The organism is Streptomyces erythrochromogenes (genome assembly GCF_040684695.1).
GTDB lineage: Bacteria > Actinomycetota > Actinomycetes > Streptomycetales > Streptomycetaceae > Streptomyces > Streptomyces erythrochromogenes_C.
In genome coordinates this window covers 71,075-91,920 of the sequence record NZ_JBFBGM010000033.1, presented here as the reverse complement: position 1 = coordinate 91,920, position 20,846 = coordinate 71,075, and the positions used below count along the sequence as shown (strand labels likewise).

21 protein-coding genes are annotated in these 20,846 nt (G+C 72.7%); 10 read left to right on the top strand and 11 right to left on the bottom strand.

From position 1 onward, the window contains the following. Nucleotides 1–90: 90 nt before the first annotated feature. Entirely contained in the window at nt 91–933 is an 843-nt protein-coding gene (locus AB0O53_RS33920) for a DUF3626 domain-containing protein (protein WP_365200822.1), read from the bottom strand. Between the two features lie 39 nt (nt 934–972). Between AB0O53_RS33920 and AB0O53_RS33915 the strand changes: the two genes are divergently transcribed. Then, nucleotides 973–1,542, top strand: coding sequence for a GNAT family N-acetyltransferase (locus AB0O53_RS33915; protein ID WP_365200820.1), 570 nt, complete (start codon nt 973–975; stop codon nt 1,540–1,542). Here the strand turns inward: AB0O53_RS33915 and AB0O53_RS33910 are convergent. From AB0O53_RS33910 to AB0O53_RS33885, 6 genes are all read right to left on the bottom strand, one after another. Next, complete coding sequence (locus tag AB0O53_RS33910) at nt 1,539–3,104, bottom strand: P-loop NTPase family protein (RefSeq protein ID WP_365200817.1); 1,566 nt, start codon at nt 3,102–3,104, stop codon at nt 1,539–1,541. The genes AB0O53_RS33915 and AB0O53_RS33910 overlap by 4 nt on opposite strands. Before the next feature lie 2 nt (nt 3,105–3,106). Further along, complete coding sequence (locus AB0O53_RS33905; protein ID WP_350998486.1) at nt 3,107–4,528, bottom strand: ATP-binding protein; 1,422 nt, start codon at nt 4,526–4,528, stop codon at nt 3,107–3,109. Between the two features lie 18 nt (nt 4,529–4,546). Next, nucleotides 4,547–6,109 carry an SCO6880 family protein gene (locus AB0O53_RS33900; RefSeq protein WP_350998489.1) on the bottom strand — a complete coding sequence of 521 codons (1,563 nt, stop codon included), beginning with the start codon at nt 6,107–6,109 and terminating at the stop codon, nt 4,547–4,549. After that, a complete protein-coding gene (locus AB0O53_RS33895) occupies nt 6,106–7,434 on the bottom strand; it encodes a hypothetical protein (protein ID WP_365200814.1) in 1,329 nt (442 codons plus the stop codon). Before AB0O53_RS33895 ends, AB0O53_RS33900 begins: the two co-directional genes overlap by 4 nt. After that, on the bottom strand, nt 7,424–8,254 hold the full coding sequence (locus AB0O53_RS33890) for a DUF8175 domain-containg protein (protein ID WP_365200811.1): 831 nt from the start codon (nt 8,252–8,254) through the stop codon (nt 7,424–7,426). The genes AB0O53_RS33895 and AB0O53_RS33890 overlap by 11 nt, the downstream gene beginning before the upstream one ends. 103 nt (nt 8,255–8,357) lie before the next feature. Continuing rightward, nucleotides 8,358–8,666, bottom strand: a complete 309-nt coding sequence (locus tag AB0O53_RS33885; protein WP_008742356.1) for a DUF8827 family protein — start codon at nt 8,664–8,666, stop codon at nt 8,358–8,360. A 403-nt stretch (nt 8,667–9,069) separates the two neighbouring features. Between AB0O53_RS33885 and AB0O53_RS33880 the strand changes: the two genes are divergently transcribed. The 4 genes from AB0O53_RS33880 to AB0O53_RS33865 all read left to right on the top strand — a co-directional run bounded on the left by AB0O53_RS33880 (nt 9,070) and on the right by AB0O53_RS33865 (nt 13,074). Continuing rightward, nucleotides 9,070–9,675, top strand: coding sequence for a hypothetical protein (locus AB0O53_RS33880; protein ID WP_350998495.1), 606 nt, complete (start codon nt 9,070–9,072; stop codon nt 9,673–9,675). Nucleotides 9,676–9,724: 49 nt separating this feature from the next. Further along, nucleotides 9,725–10,894 carry an alpha/beta fold hydrolase gene (locus tag AB0O53_RS33875; protein WP_434094456.1) on the top strand — a complete coding sequence of 390 codons (1,170 nt, stop codon included), beginning with the start codon at nt 9,725–9,727 and terminating at the stop codon, nt 10,892–10,894. Between the two features lie 432 nt (nt 10,895–11,326). Next, a complete protein-coding gene (locus AB0O53_RS33870) occupies nt 11,327–11,953 on the top strand; it encodes an RNA polymerase sigma factor (protein ID WP_365200807.1) in 627 nt (208 codons plus the stop codon). Then, nucleotides 11,953–13,074 carry a CU044_5270 family protein gene (locus AB0O53_RS33865; RefSeq protein ID WP_365200804.1) on the top strand — a complete coding sequence of 374 codons (1,122 nt, stop codon included), beginning with the start codon at nt 11,953–11,955 and terminating at the stop codon, nt 13,072–13,074. The genes AB0O53_RS33870 and AB0O53_RS33865 overlap by 1 nt, the downstream gene beginning before the upstream one ends. 224 nt (nt 13,075–13,298) lie before the next feature. On the opposite strand, the gene AB0O53_RS33860 is transcribed toward AB0O53_RS33865, so the two are convergent. Both AB0O53_RS33860 and AB0O53_RS33855 read right to left on the bottom strand, forming a co-directional pair. Further along, nucleotides 13,299–14,144, bottom strand: coding sequence for a pentapeptide repeat-containing protein (locus AB0O53_RS33860; RefSeq protein ID WP_365200801.1), 846 nt, complete (start codon nt 14,142–14,144; stop codon nt 13,299–13,301). 4 nt (nt 14,145–14,148) lie between these two features. Further along, the gene (locus AB0O53_RS33855) at nt 14,149–14,649 is read right to left on the bottom strand and encodes a GNAT family N-acetyltransferase (RefSeq protein ID WP_365200798.1); all 501 of its coding nucleotides are present in this window, start codon (nt 14,647–14,649) and stop codon (nt 14,149–14,151) included. Nucleotides 14,650–14,712: 63 nt separating this feature from the next. Here AB0O53_RS33855 and AB0O53_RS33850 point away from each other — a divergent pair, with 63 nt between their 5' ends. The 5 genes from AB0O53_RS33850 to AB0O53_RS33830 all read left to right on the top strand — a co-directional run bounded on the left by AB0O53_RS33850 (nt 14,713) and on the right by AB0O53_RS33830 (nt 20,054). Continuing rightward, on the top strand, nt 14,713–15,321 hold the full coding sequence (locus AB0O53_RS33850) for a LysE family translocator (RefSeq protein ID WP_350998511.1): 609 nt from the start codon (nt 14,713–14,715) through the stop codon (nt 15,319–15,321). A 51-nt stretch (nt 15,322–15,372) separates the two neighbouring features. Then, nucleotides 15,373–16,200, top strand: coding sequence for a thioesterase family protein (locus AB0O53_RS33845; RefSeq protein WP_365200795.1), 828 nt, complete (start codon nt 15,373–15,375; stop codon nt 16,198–16,200). A 124-nt stretch (nt 16,201–16,324) separates the two neighbouring features. After that, nucleotides 16,325–18,037, top strand: a complete 1,713-nt coding sequence (locus tag AB0O53_RS33840; RefSeq protein ID WP_365200792.1) for a serine/threonine-protein kinase — start codon at nt 16,325–16,327, stop codon at nt 18,035–18,037. A 76-nt stretch (nt 18,038–18,113) separates the two neighbouring features. After that, nucleotides 18,114–19,112 (top strand): C40 family peptidase, encoded by a 999-nt coding sequence (locus AB0O53_RS33835; protein ID WP_365200828.1) that lies wholly within the window; start codon nt 18,114–18,116, stop codon nt 19,110–19,112. 213 nt (nt 19,113–19,325) lie between these two features. Next, a complete protein-coding gene (locus AB0O53_RS33830) occupies nt 19,326–20,054 on the top strand; it encodes a phosphatase PAP2 family protein (protein WP_350998520.1) in 729 nt (242 codons plus the stop codon). Nucleotides 20,055–20,250: 196 nt separating this feature from the next. Here AB0O53_RS33830 and AB0O53_RS33825 read toward each other — a convergent pair whose 3' ends face one another. Together AB0O53_RS33825 and AB0O53_RS33820 are read right to left on the bottom strand one after the other, a co-directional pair. Next, on the bottom strand, nt 20,251–20,469 hold the full coding sequence (locus AB0O53_RS33825; protein ID WP_350998522.1) for a hypothetical protein: 219 nt from the start codon (nt 20,467–20,469) through the stop codon (nt 20,251–20,253). A gap of 63 nt (nt 20,470–20,532) precedes the next feature. Further along, nucleotides 20,533–20,757: a hypothetical protein gene (locus AB0O53_RS33820; protein ID WP_350998524.1), complete on the bottom strand. Its 225-nt coding sequence runs from the start codon at nt 20,755–20,757 to the stop codon at nt 20,533–20,535. Nucleotides 20,758–20,846 lie beyond the last annotated feature (89 nt).

Sequence of the window (20,846 nt, the reverse complement as noted above, 5' to 3'; positions counted from 1 at the left end):
TGCAGGGGGGACCCTGTGGGAGAGTAGGACGCCGCCGAACAATCATTGTGGGAAAGCCCCGCACCGTCATGGTGCGGGGCTTTTCTGCGTTCAGGGGCTTTTCGCGGAGTGCTTTTGTCGCATGCCGAAGCGGGCCAGATAGTGCCAGACCCGCTTGAGGGCCTGTTCGTCGTGGCGGCCCGTGCGGGCCGCTTCGCCGAGGACGTAGGGGGTCAGCCGGCCTGCGACGGCGATTTCGGCGCCCAGGTCGACGTACTCCTGGCCGCGGTATGCGGGATGGCGGCGGAGTTCTTCGACCGTGAGCTCGAAGCCCGGGTGCCATTCGGTCGGGCAGGGGAGCCGGGCGGCCGCGGCCTCGACCGGCGTGCCGCGGTAGCTGGGGTCCAGTACGAGAGCGGCGACGTCGCGTTCCAGCAGGACCGGGGTGTGGACCTGGGCCTCGATGTAGTCGTCGAGGGCGTCCTGGTCGTCGGCCTCGGCCAGGGCGGTCAGGGACATGCGGTCCGCGACGCCGAAGGATTCCGGTTCGAGGTAGCTGTCCGGGTAGCAGAAGGTCGTCCGCGGCAGGGCTTCCGGTGTGAGGCGGAAGTGGGCCGAGCCGAAGCGGGGAGCGGCGCCGGCCGGGTTGTCGCGGAAGTTCAAGGCGCCGTACACCGGGCGGGCTTCGGGCGGGGCGTCGTCGTACGCCCCGCCGAATATGCGGCTCTCCCACTGCCAGCGGGCGCCGCCCGGGTGGGCGGTGAGGCCGCCGTTGCCCGTGCCCGTGACGAACTGCGAGCGGTACACGCCGTCCTCGGCCAGGGAGACGAGGATCGGGCGGTCGCCGGACCAGCGGTCGGGGTGGAAGTTCAAGGTCACCGCGACGGCCGGGTCCAAGGGGCTGCCGAAGGACCGGGCTGTCACGTGCTCGATGGCTCTGACGTGCGGAATCATGAGTGAAGTCTGGCGGACGGCTGGCTAGGATCTCCGCTCATGAACGAAGTCCAGTACGTGATACGTCCGGTGCGCGCCGAAGAGTGGGAGAAGGTCAAGGAGCTGCGGATCGCCGGTCTCAAGGACCCGGCCGCTCCGGTCGCGTTCCTGGAGACGGTGGAGCAGGCCGAGGGACACTCCGACGAGTTCTGGCAGGGGCGGGCCGAGGGCGCGTCGCACGGGCGGGCCGCCCGGCAGTTCGTCGCGGAAGGCGTCGACGGGCGCTGGGTCGGCACGGTGTCCGTGCTCGTCGAGGAGGGCGGGACCGTCGATTTCTTCGACCAGGACGTCGAGCGCACACAGGGGCATCTGGTCGGGGTGTTCGTACGGCCCGAGCAGCGCGGGACGGGGCTGACCGAGGCCCTGTTCGCTGCCGCGCTGGAGTGGGCCTGGGGACTGGAGCAGCCGGTGCTGGAACGCGTACGGCTCTTCGTGCACGAGGACAACGGGCGCGCCGGCGCCTTCTACCGGAAGTACGGGTTCGAGGCGACGGGCACCGTCGTGCCGGTGCCCGGGAACCCGGCCGCCAAGGAGCTGGAGTACGCGCTCCGGCGGCCCGGCACCGTCTAGAGGGCTCCGGGCCAGCGGGAGCGGGCCTGTTCGCGGCTGCGGCACAGGGTGAGGAGGGGAAGCGTGTCCCCGGTCAGCAGTTCCGGGAGCTGGGGGATCGGGGCCACGGCCGCCACATCGTCCAGGACCAGGGAGAGTGGTGGGTCGAGCCGACCGTGGGATGACCGTGCGGCCATGCGGCGGCCGTGCTCGACCACGTGAGAGGCGAGTGCGGTCAGCAACGGCATCGCACCCGGGTGGGTGCGAGGGTCCTCCAGTGCTTCACCCACCACATACAGGGTGCCCCCTTCGGACAGGAACGAAGCCAGGGTGAGCGAATCCGTTCGGTTCGTGTTGCAGGCCTCACGGATGTGGATCGAGGTCAGGCAGGAGAGGGCACGGGCCGTCAGGTTCTGGGCGAGCTCGCGGCGTTCGGGGTGTGCGGTGAGGGCGCTCTCCAGTTCGCCCGCCGCGCCCGCGGCGGCCCGGGGGTGGGTGCGCAGGATGCGTACCGGGTCCTGGGCGCTGTTGCCCTGGGCCCAGCGGTGGAGCTGCTTGAACGGGCCCTCGTCGAGGGCGGCCGCCTGGAGCCAGCTGCGCAGGAGCGTTTCGGCGGTGTCGGCCATCGCTTCGTCCATCCGGGCCTGCGGGCGTACGGGGGCCAGCAGGGCCGTGGCGCGGGCGGCGGCGGTGTCGCGGTCGGCGCAGCCCTCGGCGGGGTTCCAGTGCATGCGGGCCGGGGTGTCGCACAGGTGGGAGGGGTCGTAGAGGAGGACCGGGCCGAGTTTGGCGCGGGCGTCCTTGGTCTCGGCCCAGAGGACGGGGGAGGAGGTCACGACGAGGGCGGCTCCCTCCGTCTCCGCGATGCGCTGGGCTGCGGCGCGCAGGCGGTCGTCGGGGCCGGCGTACGTGATCCCCTGCGTGTTCCCGTGCGGGGCGGGGGCGGGGGTGACGGTGGTGGCTGCCGGGGCGGGGGCGTAGCCGAAGCCGTAGCGGTAGGCCTCGTCGTTCGGGCCGGTGGGGGTGGCGGGGGCGCTGCCCCCGGGCCCCCGCGTCTCGAACGCCGGCGGGGCCGGATCGGTCGCCGGCAGGACTGGACTCGCGGAGGCCGCCGCCGGGACCGCCGCCGCCGGTAGGACGGCGGGCACCGGTGCTGGTGCCTGGGCCGGAACGGGGGCGGGCTCGTGGGGTGCGGGGTCCGCGGCCGGGTGCTTCGCCAGGGCGCGGCGGGCCTTGGTGCGGGCCACGACGCCGATGACGAAGACCGTCAGGACGAAGAGGATCAGCAGCTGGCTGACGAACAGGCCCCAGAACAGGCCCCAGCCGGAGAGGGCCGCGGGGTCGGTGTCGGGCCAGGCGGCCGGGATGTCGTGCGGTTGCGCTATCAGGGCGCGGACGGCCGTCGGGGTCCGGGTGAAGGTGACGGTGTCGGGCCAGGATCCCTTGGCGAAGAGGGCGGCCAGGCCGGTGGCCGTCCAGACGAGGACGGCCAGGCCGAGGAGGAAGGCCAGCAGGGCGACCAGCAGGCCGTCCGGGATGCCGCCGCCGCGCGCGGGGGGCTCCGTACGTCGTGCGTCGTGCATGGTCAGGCCACCGTGGTCGCGGATCCGGGGCTGCCGCTGCCGCGGCTGCGTTCGATGGACAGGGCGCGTTCCTCCGCTTCCAGTTCGGCGGCGAGGAGGTCCGCGGGGAGGCGGGCCTGGGTGGAGGACTCGGTCATGGCGCGGTCGGTGAAGACCAGGGGGCGTTCGGCTTCGGTGATCAGGTGTTTGACGACCTGGACGTTGCCGTTGACGTCCCAGACGGCGATGCCGGGGGTGAGGGTCGGGATGATCTCGACGGCCCAGCGGGGCAGGCCCAGTACGCGGCCTGTGGCGCGGGCCTCGTCGGCTTTCTGGGCGTAGATGGTGCGGGTGGAGGCCATCTTGAGGATGGCCGCGGCTTCGCGGGCGGCGGCGCCGTCGACGACGTCGGAGAGGTGGTGGACGACGGCGACGAAGGACAGGCCGAGGCGGCGGCCGAACTTCAGGAGGCGCTGGAAGAGCTGGGCGACGAAGGGGCTGTTGATGATGTGCCAGGCCTCTTCGACGAGGAAGATGCGCTTCTTGCGGTCGGGCCGGATCCAGGTGTGCTCCAGCCACACGCCGACGATCGCCATGAGGATGGGCATGGCGATGGAGTTGCGGTCGATGTGGGAGAGGTCGAAGACGATCAGGGGCGCGTCGAGGTCGATGCCGACGGTCGTGGGGCCGTCGAACATGCCGCGCAGGTCGCCGTCGACGAGGCGGTCGAGGACGAGCGCCACGTCGAGGCCCCAGGCCCGGACGTCGTCTATGTCGACGTTCATCGCGAGCGCGGATTCGGCCTCGGGGTGGCGCAGTTGTTCCACGATGTCGGTGAGGACGGGCTGGCGGTCCCGGATGCTGTCGACGACGTAGGCGTGGGCGACCTTGAGGGCGAAGCCGGCGCGCTCGTCGAGGCCGTGGCCCATGGCCACCTCGATGATGGTCCGGAGCAGGGCGAGCTGGCCGGTCGTGGTGATGGCCGGGTCGAGGGGGTTGAGGCGGATCCCGGAGTCGTTGGCGGCGATCGGGTCCAGGCGGATGGGGGTTATCCCCAGCTGCTGGGCGATCAGGTTCCATTCGCCGACGCCGTCCTCGCCCTGGGCGTCGAGGACGACGACCTGGCGGTCCTTGAAGCGGAGCTGGCGCAGGACGTAGGTCTTCTCCAGGGCGGACTTGCCGTTGCCGGATTCGCCGAGGACCAGCCAGTGGGGGGCGGGGAGCTGCTGGCCGTACAGCTGGAAGGGGTCGTAGATGTAGCCCTTGCCGCTGTAGACCTCGCGGCCGATGATGACGCCGGAGTCGCCGAGGCCGGGGGCGGCGGTGGGCAGGTAGACGGCTTGCGCCTGCCCGGTGGAGGTGCGTACGGGCAGGCGCGTGGTTTCGACTTTGCCGAAGAGGAAGCTGGTGAAGGCGTCCGTCAGCGCTGTCATGGGATCTCGCATGGGCGGCTTTCCCTCCAGCTAGCGTCGGATGCCGGTGGCGAACGGCAGGGTGTTGACGAAGGCGCGGTGGTGCTCGCGGTCGCACCACTCCAGCTTCAGGTAGGACTTGCCGGCGGAGGCGCGGATGGTGCGCTTGTCGCGGGCGAGGGCCTCCGGTGAACGCGAGGACACCGTGATGTACCCGACCAGGTTGACTCCGGCAGCGCCGCTGGCGAGATCTTCACCTCTTTGGTCGAGCCGGCCGTGTGCGGCGATGTCGCGGGGGTCGACGGTGCGGTTCATCTTGGCGGCGCGGGAGGCGTCGGCCTCGTCGTTGGTCTTCTCGGTGAGCATGCGCTCGATGGCGACCTCGGTGGGCTCCAGGTCCATGGTGACGGCGACGGTGCGGATGACGTCGGGGGTGTGGACGAGGAGGGGGGCGAGGAAGTTCACGCCGACGGGGGTCATGGGCCATTCCTTGACCCAGGCGGTGGCGTGGCACCAGGGGGCGCGGGTGGAGGACTCGCGGGTCTTGGCCTGGAGGAAGGTCGGTTCGACGGCGTCGAGTTCGGCGGGCCAGGCGTTGCGCTTGGTCATGGCCTGGATGTGGTCGATGGGGTGGTCCGGGTCGTACATGGAGTGCACGAGGGAGGCGAGGCGGCCCTGGCCGAGGGGCTGGCGGACGCGGATGTCGGCTTCGGCGAGGCGGGCGCAGATGTCGGTGAGCTCGCGGGCCATGACGATGGCGAGGCCGGCGTCGCGGTCGAGCTTGCGGCCCTTGTGGGGGGTGGAGGCGCGGGCGATGGTGACGGCTTCGGCGGCCAGGTCGCGGGTGTAGTGCATGCAGGCGACGAGGTAGGCGCGGTGCTGCTCGGAGGAGGTGGACACCATCGACTGGAGCTGGTCGTAGGAGTCGCGCAGCCAGACGGGGGCCTGGGTGTCGCCGCGCTGGGCGACGTCCTTGGCGTGGGCGTCGGGGTCGGCGGGCAGGGTGCGGGCGAGCATCTGCAGGCGGGTGACGAAGCCGTCGCCGTTGGCGACGTGCTTGAGGAGGGTGCCGAAGCGGTCGACGAGGGCTTCCTGGTCCTCGCTGTCGCGCAGGCCGACGCCGGGGCCCTCGATCTCGATGGCGGCGGTGACGGTGCGGCGGTCGGCGTGGAGGAGTACGGCGATCTCGTCGGGGCCGAAGGGGGCGGCGAGCCAGTTGATGCGTCCGATGCCGGGGGGCGGGCCGACTTCGACCTCGCGGCCGTCGGCGGCGCGGATGCCGGCTTCCATGGCGCCGGAGCGGTAGGTGGTGCCGCGGCGCAGGGTGCGCTTGTAGCTGCGGTTGATCTCGAACCAGCGGTAGAAGGTGCGGCCCTTGTACGGGACGTAGACGGCGGCGAGCGCGAGCATGGGGAAGCCGACCAGGCTGACGATGCGCAGGGTGAGGTCGGGGACGAGCAGTCCGCTCATCATGCCGAAGAACGCCCCGGTGATGATGAGGGCGATCTCGCCGGTCTCGCGGTTCTTGCCGACGATCGCGTTCGGCCGGGCGCGGCCGATGAGATACGTGCGGCGGGGCGCGACCGGGTGCAGCTGGTGGGACTGGGTCGTCAACGCCCGTCACCTCCTGTGTTCCTCGTGCTCGAGCTCGTGCGGGGCGGGGGTGCGGCGGAGGGGACAGATCCGCCGCCGCCCCCGCCGCCGGAGGTGGGGCGGCTGCTGTGGGCGGCCACGCCTCCGGAGAGGGGGTTGGCGGGGCGGGGCGCTGCGCTGCCGCCGCCGTCGCCTCCGCGGTGGGCGCCGCGGCTGCTGTGGGTCTTGATGCCCTGGGAGACGAGGGAGGCCGGGGAGCTGATGACGGCGGCTGCCTGGGCTCCGTCGGTGGCCTTGCTGCGGCCGGCGCGGGCGGAGGCGATCTCGTCGCCGAAGCCGGGGACGAAGCGGTAGATCATCGCGGAGGCGAAGATCGCCAGGAGGATGATGGAGAGGCCGGTGACGACGGCGGAGAAGGCGTTGGGGCCTTGTTCGCCGGTGAGGGCGCCGGCGAGGCCGAGGACGATCACGATGACCGGCTTCACGAGGATGACGGCGATCATGATGCCGGCCCAGCGGCGGACGTGGCCCCAGAGGTTGCGGTCGACGAGCCCGGAGTAGACGACGACGCCGAGGAGGGCGCCGACGTAGAGGAGGGCGGCGCGGATGAAGAGTTCGAGGAAGAGGATGCCGGCGGCGAGGACGGTGACGAGGGAGACGACGATCAGCATGATCGGGCCGCCGCCGATGTCGTTGCCCTTCTTGAGGGCCTCTGAGAAGGAGCCGAAGAAGACGTCGGTCTGGCCGCCGGTGGCGGAGGCGATGACCTCGGTGACGCCGTCGGTCGCGGAGACGACGGTGTAGAGGATCAGGGGGGTGAAGGCGGAGGCCAGGACGGTGAGCCAGAGGAAGCCGATGGCTTCGGAGAGGGCGGTGGTGAGGGGGACGCCGCGGACGGCTCGCTTGGCGACGGCGAAGAGCCACAGGACGAGCGTGAGGATGGTGGAGGCGGCGAAGACGACGGCGTACTGCTTGAGGAAGGTGGCGTTGGTGAAGTCGACGTTGGCGCTGCCCTTGACCGCTTCGCTGAGCTTGGTGACGATCCAGGCGGCGGCGTCGGCGCAGCCCTTGGCGAGGGAGGCGAGGGGGTTGAGGGCGTCTCCGCCGTCGCTGGGGGCGAGACCGGTTCCGGGTGTGCCGCCGGATGCGCCCGTGCCGTTCTGGCAGTACTGCTTGGAGGGGCCGTCGAGGAGGGCGCAGGGGTCGTTGGTGGCCTGCGGTGTGGGGGCCGACGGGGAGGGTGTCGGTGTGGGAGCGGCGTGGGCGCGGGTTGCCAGGGCTGCGAGGGCCAGGTGGGCGGAGGCGATCACGCCCAGGCGGGCGGGAAGCCGGAGGCTAGCGGGCATAGGTGAATCCTCCGAATTCCTTGATGGCCTTGCTCATGTCGTCGGACGTCGACACGGGGACATCGCCGGGAACCGGGGCGGGCCCGTCCTGTTGGGTGTCGTCGACGACTTTCCAGTCCTCGCCGATCCAACTCAGCTCGAAGGTCCAGGTCTTCCAGAGGGTCCGGACCGGGTCGGTGGACTTGGTGCCGGACATGCCGATCAGGCCGGTGTACCAGACGGAGACCTTGGCGGCGGTCGGCGTGTAGCTCTCCACGCGGGTGCCGATCGGGACGGTGCGGGTGACGAAGGTGCTGCCCTGGGGGGCGTTTCCGTTCGGGTCGAGGCCGAGCTTGGCGAGGAAGGCCGCCGAGTACGCCTCGTCCTGCGGGCCCTTCATTCTGGACGCCACGTCGGGTGCGTAGATGCCGTCGACGAGGGCGTGGCGGGTGTTCTTGCGGAACATGCCGTCGGAGCCGAGGGCCACCGCGTAGTTGGCGGCCGCCGATTGGGCGCCCTGTTCGTCGTGGGCGAAGCCCTTCGGGATGCCGGCGGACGTGCCGGTGACCGGGTTCGTGCCCGTGGGGGTGGTGGAGGTGGCGGCCGGGGCGTCGTCCGAGGGGCGGTCGTCGGGGGTGTCCGGGGCCTGGTTGGCGAAGGCGATGGCGGCGATCAGGAGGACCACCACGCCGACCACGGTGACCAGGCTGCGGGGGGCGCGGGAGGTGCGGCGGGCGGGGCCGTACGGGTCGGCGGGGGCTTCGGGGAGGCGGGTGCGGGTCTGGCCCGTGCCGCCGACCTCGCCGTAGCCGGCGCCGCCGTACTGGTCGTCGTTGCTCATTCCGTTTCCGCCCCCTCCGCGTCGTACGACGGTAGCGCTGGTTCCCGCGTGGATGCGGTGTGGTGAGTCCTCATCAGGTCGGGGCCACCGGTGGTCGGTCGGGCTAGACGGCCATTCCGTAGACGATCGTGAAGAGCGTGCCGAGGGAGCCGATGATGAAGACGCCCGTGAGGCCGGCCACGATCAGGCCCTTGCCCTGTTCCGCGCTGAACGTGTCGCGCAGGGCGGTCGCGCCGATGCGCTGTTTGGCCGCGCCCCAGATGGCGATGCCGAGGCAGAGGAGGATCGCCACGGCCATGACCACCTCGATCATGACCTTCGCTTCGTTGCCGAGACTGCCGAACGGCCCCCAGTTCGGGGCGATTCCGCCGATGATGGTGGTGATGTCGCCCTTTTCGGCTGCCAGGATCATGTAACTCACCGCCCCTGTATGGGTAGTTCCGGATGCCCGCTGCCCGACGGCAGGGGTCACGCACTATCTTCGCTGATGAAACCGCCGCCGTCGTCGACTTGTCGGCTCTCTTTACCCGATCTCGCGGCCCGCGACCGGCTTCCGCGCTCTGACCTGGGCCGGGCTGCCGTCCGTGCGCAAGAACGTGCGGTCACTCTGTGTATCACGGGGGGTGACGCCGGGCAATGATTGTCCTCTCGGCGTACGGCGGGTGGGGTGAGGGGCCGCCGTTCGGAGCAGCGGGGTCGCGTGTCGTTGGGCCGACTCGCTGACATATGTCCGACATTCCGTCAGTCATCCATCCGTACGCGGGATCGCGGGTGAAGCTCCACGTCGTCAGGTAGGACGACGCAGGGAGTGAAGGATGGATTCCTTGATCAGGGCGGGTCGGCGCCTGTGGCCGGCCGCGGGGCTGGCCGTGCCGTTGGTGCTGGTGCTCGGCGGTGTTTCGGCGCCCGTGGCGGCCGCGGACGTCGCGGACGCCGTGGGTGTGCGGGAGTCGGCGGCGGCCGCCGAGGTGTGCGGGAAGAAGACCGGGGCCGCTGCGGCGAAGGGCAAGCCGAAGGGGGCGGCCGGTGCCCGCGGTACGGCCTGTCCGGCGCAGCGCGGGGGGACGAAGCCGAAGGCGGAGCGGGGTCCGGCGGGGCCTCCCGGGCCGCCGGGGCCGTGCGTGGACATCGACACGGTCGGGGTGCCGGGGTCGATGTCGGGTGCCGAGTACAGCGCGGCACTGACCCGGGGCAGGACGTACGTCGGCTACCGGAGCGCGCCGACCGGTGCGTACGCGTGGAAGGACCTGACCAACTACCGGCAGACGCCGGGGTATCCGCGGAACGCCTGCGGGGTGTCCGTCAAGGTCGCCGACCGGGTCTACGTGAAGGTGCTCACCACGGCCGGGGCGGTCTTCGAGACCTCGTGCACGCTGACGCTGACCTGCACCCTGGGCTGGGCCGCGGTCATCAATCCCTGAGCCTCGTGGCTGCCGCCGCGTTGTCAGTGGGGTGCGGCAGGCTGGAGGGATGACGACTACCTGGACTCTTGCGGATCTCGAGGCGGCCATTCGGGCGGGGTGGTCCGCGGACACCACCGAGCCGGCCGACATCAGCCGGATTCCCTGGACTCCGGAGAATCCGGCCTGGGGGCAATGTGACATCACAGCCCTGGTCGTGCAGGACCTCGTGGGCGGGGACCTGGTGCTGGGAGAGGTGTTCCACGAGGGCCGCCAGGAGGGCTACCACTGGTGGAACCTGATGCCCGGCGGCATCCGCATCGATCTGACGCGGGAGCAGTTCCGGCGGGGCGAGACGGTGACGCCCGGGCGCGTGGTGAAGCGGCCGGGCGGTCGGCTGAACCGGCGCTGGGAGGAGTACCAGCTGCTGCGGCAGCGGGTCATCGACAAGCTGGGGCCGCTGCCGGGGGTGATGGTGGCCGAGGGCGGACGGCGCCTGGCCTACACGGACTTCGGCGGGCCGGGCGCGCCGTTGCTGGCGCTGCACGGGCACTTCGGGTCGGGGGCCGCCTTCGAGCGGCTGGCCCGGGAGGTGGGTCCGGCGTGGCGGGTGATCGCCCTGGACCAGCGCGGGCACGGTGATTCCGACCGGGCGGGGGAGTACACGCGGGAGGGGTACGTCGCGGACGCGGCCGCCCTCCTGGAGCACGTGGGGCTGGGGCCGGCGGTGGTACTGGGGCATTCGCTGGGCGGGGTCACGGCGTACCAGCTGGCGGCCCGGCGGCCGGATCTCGTGCGGGCGGTGGTGGTCGAGGACATCGGGGCGGTGGTCGAGGACGACCTGTCGTTCGCGCGGGCCTGGCCGCGGCGGGCCGGGACCCGGGCCGGGTTCCTGGCGGGGGTGGGCAGCTCGGCGCCGTATCTGGAGGGGTCGGTACGGGAGCATCCGGACGGGTGGGGGGCCGCGTTCGAGGTGGAGGACATGGTGGCGTCCCAGCGGGAGCTCAACGGGGACCACTGGGGGGACTGGCTGCGGGTGCAGCGGCCGACGCTGCTGGTGCGGGGGGACCGGAGCGGGGTGCTGTCGGCGGAGCACGCGCGGGAGATGACGGTACGGAGGGCGGGGGTGCGGCTGGTGGAGCTGCCGGCGGGGCACGTGGTGCGGGAGGGGGACCCGGAGGGGTACTACGCCGCGGTGCGGGGCTTCCTGGCGCGGGCCGGCCGGGGGGACACAGCCTGATCGGCGGCCCGGGCGCTGACGGGCTGGCCCGGGCGGGCCGCCCTGCCTTCGGTGCGGCTGGGGCGCCGCGTGCCGGGGCGGCCGTGCGTCGTGAGCAGGTGATCTGCGGCGTCGGGGGGAGGCTGGGGTATGGGGCGGCTGCGCCGTCGGGACGACCGGGGGCCTGGCTGCCGATCGGCTGTGCGCCGGGCCGGCTGTTCGGCCGGGCGGCGGGGAGCTGAGCCGGCAGGTTTGCCGGGATGCCGGGCTCCTGGGCGTCGCGCTGGGTGTTCGGCCGGGGAGCTCGGGAGCTTGGGGGCTCGGGCTGGGTGGTGGGGTGCGGGCGGGGCCCGGCGGGGTTCGTAGGGTGTTTCCGGGGTGTGCGGTGGGTGTGACGGGGGTCACGGGAACTCCGTGGTGGGTGCCGGACAGCCGACAGGAGTGACCACAGAGATGCGAACTCGGGTGCGGTCCGGGGATCCGGACGCCTATGCGGAGCTGTTCGACAGCTACTCCCGCACCCTCTACAACCATGCCTTCCGGATGACCGGGGACTGGGCCGTCGCGGAGGACGTCATGTCGGCGGCCTTCATGGAGGCGTGGCGGCTGCGCGGCACGGTCGATCCCGAGGGTGGCTCCCTGCGGCCCTGGCTGCTGGGGATCACCACGAACCTGGCCCGCAACCACTGCCGCAGCAACCGCCGCTTCCGGGCGGCCGCGGCCGCCGCAGCGGCTGCGGCGGGGGTGGCGTCCGTGCCGGACCACGCCGAGGAGGTGGCCGGCCGGCTGGACGACCGGCAGCAGATCGCGGCCACGCTGAAGCAGTTGAGCGCGCTGCGCGGACCCGAGCGCGAGGTCCTCCTGCTGTGCCTGTGCGAGGGCCTGGAGTACGCCGAGGCCGCGCGGGTCCTCGGCATCCCCGTCGGAACCGTGCGCTCCCGGCTGTCCCGGGCCCGTACGAAGCTGCGCAAACTCGCCGACGCGGAACTGAGGAAGAACCGGCGGGAACTCGCGGCCCGGCCCCGACAGACATATGACGACCGCGCGAAGACGGTCCGGTCCGCACAGGAGGGAATCTGATGAACGCCGACCTTTCCCGGCGCCACCCGGCCGGCCGGGAGGAGAACCCCCTCCCCCTGCCGTTCGCCGAACGGGAACTGCCCGCGGGCCGCCACCGGTTCCACAAGGAGCGACTGATGGCCCAGATCCACGAAGACCTCCGAGCCGCCGACGCCGAGGCCGGCGCCACCACCGCCTCCCCCGTCAGCGGAGTGAGGCGCAACCCCTTCCTGCGGCGTGCGTTCCTGGTGCCCGCCGCTGCCTTCGCCCTGGCCGGAGTGCTGGCCGCGGGGTTCCTCACCTACGTGGACCGGGGCGCGGCGGACGGGAGCGGCTCCACGATCGCCACGGGTCCGGCGATGACCACCCGCATCGGCGCCGCCGACGCCAGGGGGACGGTGCAGCTCCTGGACCGGATCTCCCTGGCGGCCGCCTCGGTCGGCGCCGGGTCGAAGGTGCGCGCGGACCAGTTCGTCTACATCGGGAGCAAGACCGCCAACACGTACGTGAAGAGTTCCGGGAACAAGAACACCCTGGTCAGCGAAGAGCTGCACATGCGCCACCAGTGGAACTCCCCGGACGGCCTGGACGGCTGGCTGATCGAGCCCGGCAACACCGGGCCGAAGGGCATCACGCTGGCGGGGAAGAACGAGAAGGGCGAGACGCCGACCCCGTACCTCAACGCGCCGTCCTACTACTACCTCGCCGGGCTGCCCACCGATCCCGACGTGCTGCTGAAGAAGATCTACGACGAGACCCGGGGGATGGGCCGCGGGCCCGACCAGGAGGCCTTCACCACGATCGGTGACCTGCTGCGCTCCAGCTATCCGCCGGCCGAGCTCACGGTCGCGCTCTACAAGGCCGCGGCGAAGATCCCCGGTGTGGTGGTCGTGGACGACGCGGTCGACGCGGCGGGGCGCCAGGGGCTCGCGGTCGCGCGGCTCGACGAGGAGAGCGGGCAGCGGGAGGAGTGGATCTTCGACCGGCAGACGCTGACGTACCTCGGTGAGCGGACCGTGCAGGTGCGGGGTGAGGCGGGCGAGGGGGGACTGATCAAGCCGGGCACGGTCGTGTTCACCACTGCGGTGATGACCCGGGCCGTCGTGGACCGGATGAAGGAGATTCCGGCGTCGGCCGGCTGACCCTTCGCCTGCCGCGGGCTCGGCGGGTCCGGGGGCTTGGGGTCCGGGGGCCGTCTGCCGGTTGCCGGGTGCGGCGCCGTGGCGGGGGCGCTGCCCCCGGGCCCCCGCGCCTCAAACGCCGACGGGGCTGACTGACCGGGGCCCCCGCGCCTCAAACGCCGGCGGGGCTGGATGAGCGGGGCTCCGCGCTTTCCGTGCCGGGCGGGGCTGGAGGGGCGGTCGGGTCAGGTCCAGTGGGTGGGGCGGGTGAGGGTGGCGGGGATGTGGGTCTTGGGGTCGCCGTGGGCCGCGTTCAGCTGGGGCTGGGTGAGGAAGACGGCCCCGCGCAGGTCCGCGCCGCGCAGGTTCGCGTCGCGGAGGTCCGCGCCGATCAGGTCGGCCGTACGGAGGTCGGCGCGGGAGAGGTCGGCGGCGATCAGGTAGGCGCCGCGGAGGTTCGCCCCGCGCAGGTTCGCCCCGGAGAGGCGGGCGCCCATCAGGTCGGCGCCGCGGTGGTTCTTCTTGCGGCCCGGCACCTTGGCCCGGACGAGCTCGCTGGTTTTGAGCAGCAGGGTGTTGACCCGGCCGCGCAGGGCCGCGACGTCCAGGGCGGCGAGGGCCCCGGCGTCGGCGCGCGTCCACTCCTGCGTCTCGGCGAGCACACGGCGCAGGCCGGGGTGGGCCGGGGCCGCGTCGGGCAGGCCCAGGGCCTGGTCCACGTAGAAGAGCAGTTCGTGGAGCTGCCGCATCACCGGGAAGACGTCGAACATCTCCGCCCGGGTCTCGGGGTGGGTTCGCCAGTCGCGGCCTTCGAAGGTGACCTGGGAGACCTGCTGGCCCGCGCCGAAGCAGTCGAAGACGGTGCAGCCCTGGAAGCCCTGGTCGCGCAGCCGGGTGTGGATGCCGCAGCGGAAGTCCTGCCGGAGGTTCTTGCAGGGTGTTCCGGCGGGCTTGTTCACGGCGAAGTCGCTGGACTTGGCGAACGGCAGGGCGACGCAGCACAGCGCGAAGCAGTTCGCGCAGTCGGCCTGCAGGAGGGGCAGGGGCAGGGGCTGCGGGAGGGGCTGGGGCGGGAGAGGGCTCTGGGGCACGTCCTCATTGTCGCCGGTCGGAGGCGGTCAGGCGCATCCGGTGGACGCTCCAGGGCACGCCGTCGACCGTCTCGACCGCTTCGAGGGTCTCCGTCGTGCGGAAGCCGAGCTTCTCGTAGACGCGCAGTGCGGCCGTGTTGTGGGTCCAGACGCCCAGCTCGATCTCGGTGAGGGCCAGGTCGTCGAAGCCGAGGGAGACCGCGAGGGAGACGAGCCTGCGGCCCAGACCCCGGCCGCGGGCCCCGGGCGCAATCAGGACGCGGCCCAGGCGGCCGTCGGCGAGGGAGATGCGCCCGAGCGGGGTGCCGTCCGGGGCCACGGCGGTCCAGGTGCGGCGGCCGGGTTCGGCGGCGTACGCGGCGATCTGGGCGTCGTCCAGCGGCCAGGTGAAGCGGGGTCCGGCCCAGGTCATGAGGTCGAGGGGGCCGGGTACCCAGCTGCGCAGGACGGGGGTGTCGTCGGCCGGGCGGAAGGGGCGCAGGGTGAGTGGCTGCGGAAGCTTCATACGCCAAGTGTGCTCCGCAGGACAGGGGTTGATCGAGAGGGGAGGGGCGGCGAGCATCGCCGTATGACAGAAGTGATCGCAGTCGCCGTCATCACCCTGCTCGCCGTGATCAGTCCCGGCGCCGATTTCGCCATGGTGGTCCGCAACAGCTACCTCTACGGGCGGCCCACCGGGCTGTTCGCCGCCGCCGGTGTCGCGGCCGGCGTCCTGGTCCACGTCTCGTACACGATGCTGGGGGTCGGTCTGCTGATCGCTTCCTCCACCGCGCTGTTCACCGTGATCAAGCTGGCGGGCGCGGCCTACCTGGTGTGGATCGGGATACGGACCTTCCGGGCGCGGGCGGAGGTGACCGTGGACCTGGAGTCGAAGCCGCAGCTGACCCGGCTGGGGGCCATGCGGTCGGGGTTCCTGACGAACGTGCTCAACCCGAAGACGACGCTGTTCGTGGTGTCGACCTTCACGCAGGTGGTCGATCCGGGGACGCCGCTGTGGCAGCAGGCGGGCTACGGGCTGTTCATGTCGGCGGCGCACCTGGGCTGGTTCGGTGCGGTGGCGGTGTTCTTCTCCGTCTCCAGCCTGCGCGAGCGGATGCTGAAGGCGCAGAAGGCGCTCAACCGGGCCATCGGGTCGGTGCTGGTGGGGCTGGGGGTGGGCCTCGGGTTCGCCCGCTGAGGGGCGGAACGGGTCTGGTGCCGCTGGTTACCTGTCGGTAGCGTGCGGGGCATGAGCATGGGTACGGGCGAGCGCACGGGCACGGGCACGGGTACCGGCGAGGGGTTCTTCGAGCGGCGCGGGGCCGGGCGGTTCGCCGCCACCGAGTACACGCGCGGGCCGTGGGACGCCGGCTCGCAGCACGCCGGTCCGCCGGCCGCGCTGCTGGGGCGGGCCGTCGAGGAACGGCCGGGTGCGCGCACGGACATGCGGATCGCCCGGATCACGTACGAGATCCTGCGCCCGGTGCCGATCGGCGAGCTGGAGGTCACCACCAGCGTGCTGCGCTCGGGCCGCAGCACCGAGGTGGTCGAGGCCGCGATCGCGCCGGTGGGTGCCGCGCCCGTGATGCTGGCGCGGGCCCTGCGGATCCGGGTCGCCGAGGAGTCCGTACCGGCCGTGGTCAGCGGGCCGCAGCTGCCGGCGCCGGGAGAGGTGGAGGTGACGCCGTTCTTCCCGGTGCCGTGGGAGACCGGCTACCACTCGGCCATGGAGACCCGGTTCACCGAGGGTGCCTTCGTCGAACGGGGGCCCGGCACCTGCTGGATGCGGATGAAGGTGCCGCTGATCGCCGGGGAGGAGACCAGGCCGCTGGACCGGGTGCTGATCGCCGCGGACTCGGGCAACGGGATCAGCGCGGTGATGGACTTCGGGGCCTACGTCTTCATCAACAGCGACCTGACCGTCCACCTGCACCGCCATCCGGTGGGGGAGTGGGCGTGCGTGCAGGCCCGTACGAGCGTGGACGCGGCCGGGATCGGTCTGGCGGACGCGCGGCTCCACGACGAGAAGGGCCCGATCGGGCGGAGCGCGCAGAGTCTGTACGTCGCCCCGCGCTGAACCGGCCCCCGCCGCCCCCGCCGCCGACCACGCCGCCCCCGCCCCCGCCCCCGCCGCCCCCGCCATCGCCCCCGCCGCCAACCCCGCTGCGGCACACCGGAGTCGGTGTGGCAGCCTCGTGCGGATGGAGGCATTGAGGGGGACCGACCCGGCCCGCATCGGGGAGCACGCGCTGCTGGCCAGGCTCGGGGCCGGAGGCATGGGCCAGGTGTACCTCGGGCGCTCGCCCGGCGGGCGGCTGGTCGCGGTCAAGGTGATCCGGGACGAGATCACCGGGCACCCGGAGGCGCTGGCACGGTTCCGGCGGGAGGCCGAGACGGTGCGGGCGGTCAGGTCGGCCTACACGGCGAACCTGATCGACGCCTCGCTCGCGACGGCGCCGTACTGGCTGGCCACGGAGTACGTGGCCGGGCCCACGCTGGCCCGGGCGGTCTCGGCCCGCGGGGCCCTGCCGGCGGGCACCTGCCTGCGGCTGTTCGCGGCCCTGGCCGAGGGGCTGGCGAGCGTCCACGCGCACGGGGTGACGCACCGGGACCTGAAGCCGCAGAACGTCATCCTGGGCGCGCAGGGCCCGCAGCTGATCGACTTCGGCATCGCCAAGGGCGTCGGGGCCACCGCGCTCACCCAGGACGGGCAGGCCCCGGGCACCCCCGGGTTCACCGCGCCGGAGGTGCTCGTCGGCGGCGGGAGCGGGGACGGCGGCGCGGACGTGTTCGCCCTGGGCGCGACGATGGCGTACGCGGCGACCGGGCGCCCGCCGTTCGGGACGGGCGACGCGGCGACGGTGAGCTACCGGGCCGTGCACGAGCCGGTCGACCTGGCCGGGGTGGAGCCGGGCCTGGCGGCGCTGATCGGGGCCTGCGTGGCCAAGGACCCGGCGCGGCGCCCGGACCCGGCGGAGGTCGTGCGCCGCTGCGGGGTGCGGGACGCGCTGGTGGACGACCCGGTGTACCTCGGGTTCGGCACGCTGGGCGAGGCGGTACCGGTGCACGAGATGCGGACGCAGGGGCCGGGTCTTGCGTACGGCCACCCGCCGACCGACCACGACGCCTCCGCTTCCGCTCCGGCCTCCGCGGCCGCTGCCCGGCGCGGGCGGGCGGGCGTGTGGGTCGCGGCCGTGGCGGTGGCCGCGGCCCTGTCGCTGGCCGCCTGGAAACTGGTCCCGTTCGGCGGGGAGGGCGGCGGGGAGGACGGCGGGGCGGGCCGGGGCAAGGACGCCTCGGCGGGAGCCGCGGGAACGCCCGCCCGGACCCCGGGTGCGGGGGATGCCGGGGCCGAGCCGCCCGCGTCCGGGGGCGCCCCCGCCAAGCCGCCGGCCGAGTACATCGAGGGCAACCGGATCTCGCGCTACTTCTGGCTGCCTTCCACCGACCCGGAGCGTGCGGCGCACGGCACCGGCGCGTGCAACCTGGCGCCGGAGCAGAAGCCGCCGGGTGCGGATTTCCAGACGGGCGCCGAGGTCTCGGGCAAGTCCGTGAAGATCAGCATGCGCGTCAAGTACGCCGAGACCAGTCCGACCCGACCCGATCCGTACTACGTGTCGGTCGCGGTCAGGGCCCCGCACGACCTCGACCCGCAGACCGGGAAGCCGTTCCCGATGGACAACCGGGCCGTGGGCTTCACCAGCAAGCCCGTCGACGTCTACGGCAAGTGGCAGACGGGCGAGTTCCTGACGCTCACGTACCCGGACGACTTCGCGGAGCACGTGAACGGCAAGACGTACCCCGCCGTGCCCCTGTCCGCCGACCCCGGGGACTGGACGGTGGTCTTCTACCACGTCGAGGATGACCCTGCGGAGTACGCGAGCATCGCCTGCTCCGGCTTCCAAGTGGGGTAGTAGGACATGCGACACGGCGGAATCGCACGTTGAAGTGACCGCGATGGGGGAGGGTTGACGGGTGCGCAGATTCTGGATGGCCGGCGGGATCGGGATCGGGCTGTGTCTGACCTTCGTGGTGCTCCTCGTGGTGGGGACGTACTCGGCGGCGGCGGGGCTCGTGGGTTCGGTTGCCGGCGGCCGTGCCGTGGGCCTGACGAAGGGGGCCGTGCCCGCGAAGTACCAGGCGCTGGTGGAGAAGTGGGGCAACCTCTGCCCGGCCATCAGCCCGCCGCTGCTCGCCGCGCAGCTGTACTCCGAGAGCGGCTGGAACCCGAGCGCCGTCAGCCCGGCGGACGCGCGGGGCATCGCGCAGTTCATCCCGGGGACCTGGGCGGGGCACGGCATCGACGGGGACGGGGACGGGGACCGGGACATCTGGGACCCGAACGACGCGATCCCCTCGGCGGCTTCGTACGACTGCGAGCTGGCCAAGGACGTGCGGAGCGTGCCGGGTGACGCGACGTCGAACATGCTGGCCGCCTACAACGCCGGCGCCTACGCGGTCATCAAGTACGGGGGAGTGCCTCCGTACAAGGAGACCCAGGGGTACGTGAAGGCCATCACCACCCTGGCCAAGAGCTTCGCGCGGCCCGTGGGCCGGGTCGCGCCCTCGCAACAGGCCGCCGGGGCGATCTACTTCGCGCAGAAGCAGCTGGGCACGCCGTACCTGTGGGGCGGCAACGGTACGCCGGACCAGGACGGGCGGTTCGACTGCTCGGGGCTGACCAAGGCCGCGTACGAGACGGTGGGGATCCAGCTGCCGCGTGTGGCCAACGACCAGTACAACGCAGGGCCGCACCCCTCGCGGGACGAACTACTGCCCGGAGACCTGGTGTTCTTCTCCGATGATCTGACGAACTCTCGGGAGATTCGGCACGTCGGGCTCTACGTGGGCGGTGGATACATGATCAACGCCCCGTTCACCGGGGCGGTCATCCGCTTCGACAAGATCGACACGCCCGACTACTTCGGGGCGACCCGCGTGACGAAGGACGGGGCGGAGTCCCTCCCGGTGCGGGCCGGTACGGGCTGACCGTTTCGGCAACTCTCCGTGATGCAAAGGCCCTGAGCTGCGACGACCAGTCACTCTTCGATAACGTTGCCGTGATCATTCGGTGGAGAGTGGAACCCGGTCGCCAGAACGGGCGTTCCATGAACGCGGGGGTTGATCAAGTGGGTGTCGAAGGGGCGCACACCGGGGTGCGCCCGCAGGGGAACCACGGCAAGAGCAAGGGGCCGCGTCACCATGGCTGGACTCACAACAGGTGGGCCGAACGTGGACGTCGGCCTGCTGTACGAGGTCAACGGAGCGGCCCGGCGGGCCCCCGCGTGGCTGGACACCGCGGTGAGCCTGGCCGGTGAGTACGGGATCCTGCTGGCCCTGGTGCTGCTGGTCCTGTGGTGCTGGCGCGGCGCCCGCCGACAGGACGAGCCCGCCGCCACCGAATCCTTCACCGCGCTGGTGTGGGCCCCCCTCGCCGCCGGCCTGGCCCTGCTCGTGAACGTGCCGCTGCGCGAACTCGTCGGCCGGCAGCGTCCGTTCCGCCAGCACGAGGGGCTGCAGGTCCTCGACCCCGGCTGGGGCGCGGGACTGGGGAACACCGAGTTCTCGTTCGTCAGCGGCCACACCACCGTCGCGATGGCCCTGGGCGTCGGCCTGTTCGTGGCCCACCGCAAGCTCGGCGTCCTGGGCATCGGGCTGGCCCTCGCCGAGGGCCTCTGCCGCGTCTACATGGGGGTCAACTACCCGACCGACGTGATCGGCGGGCTCGCGCTCGGCACGGCCGTGGTCCTCGTGCTCGCGCCGCTGGCGCTGGCCCTGCTGAACCCGGTGGTCCGTTCGGCGGCCGGCTCCCGGCGCTTCGTGCGGCTCGTACGGGCCGGCGGCCGGGCGCGGCCCCTGCCGGTCGACCTCGCGCCGCCCCGGACCCCGCCCGCGGGCCGACGCCCGCAGGACAAGGACCTCGCCGCCTGACGAAGGCCCGGCCGGGCCGCGTCCACCGCCGGGCCGCGGCTGCGCAGCCCGGCTGGGTAGCCCCGTAGCCCCGTAGCCCCGTAGCCCCGTCAGCCCGTCCCGTACGAGTCCCATACGGCGAGCAGCGCGGCCGTCAGCAGGCACAGCGCGGCCACCCCGAAGCACACCAGGACCGCCCGCGGCCTGGGCCGGGGCATCACTGGTCACCCGCGTCGGTGTCGCCCTCGCGGCGGTAGCGGGAGCGCAGCCACAGGCCGGTGGCCAGGGCGGCCGCGGAGGTGAGGCCGATGGCCAGGGCCACGTCGGCCGGGCTGTCCGCCGAGCCCACGGGTCTGGCCCAGGCCGCTGCGGCCGGGGCGAACGCGAGGAGCAGGGCCCAGAGAAGGGCCGCGAGGCGGGCTGCGGAACCTGGCATGAGTCAAGGGCATCCGCTGCGGCGCCCCCCGGCCAGCCGGGCCGTCCGAACGGGCGAGGGCCGTCAGGCGGTGTCCGCGGCCTCGTGGCCGGCGGCGTCCTTGCGGGCCAGGTCCCGGGAGCGGCGGGCGGGGCCCTTCCAGCCGCAGGAGCAGACGGCCAGGCAGAACGATCCCCGGTCGGCGGTGGATGTGGTGTGGGCGGTCGGAGTATGCGGCTGCGACCGCGGCCGCGGGGGCGGTACGGAGTCGAGCGGAGGGACACCGGTCGCGTCGATGTGCGGTTCCACTTCTCCACGGTACCCGGGGCGGACGGGGGCGGGGAGGGTGCCCCCGTGACGGGAGCCCCGGGGCCTCGTTAAGCGGAGCGGGTGGGGAC